Origin of the sequence: Shewanella electrica, from assembly GCF_022321485.1 — a bacterium.
GTDB lineage: Bacteria > Pseudomonadota > Gammaproteobacteria > Enterobacterales > Shewanellaceae > Shewanella > Shewanella electrica.
Genome location: NZ_JAKOGG010000084.1, coordinates 1 through 367, shown reverse-complemented (window position 1 = coordinate 367; position 367 = coordinate 1). Strand labels below are relative to the sequence as shown.

Annotated in this window: 1 protein-coding gene; it reads left to right on the top strand. The window is 40.6% G+C overall.

Annotation, left to right across the window (positions count from 1 at the left end; translation table 11 throughout):
* Positions 1 to 278 (top strand): C1 family peptidase (locus L9G74_RS23910; RefSeq protein ID WP_238898530.1); only part of this gene is annotated, 278 nt, incomplete at its 5' end.
* Positions 279 to 367: the final 89 nt, after the last annotated feature.

Genomic DNA, 367 nt, shown 5'->3' with positions numbered 1-367 from the left:
TTGGTATCAATGCAGTTTTTATGCAGACATATATAGGTGGCGTGTCGTGCCCGTACATCTGTGGGAAGCATTTGGATCATGGTGTTCTTATAGTGGGTTATGGTGAAGGTGCATATGCTCCCATTCGTTTTAAGAACAAACCTTACTGGATCATTAAGAATTCATGGGGCGAGAGCTGGGGAGAGAATGGATATTACAAGATCTGCAGAGGTCGAAATGTGTGTGGAGTAGATTCCATGGTCTCAACTGTAGCTGCTATATATCCATCCAGCCATTAAATACAAAGATATGCCTGATTGTGGTTGTGATGTGATACTGGACTAAGGGGAGTTTGTATAAATATTTATGTTGTGAACTTTATCATTTG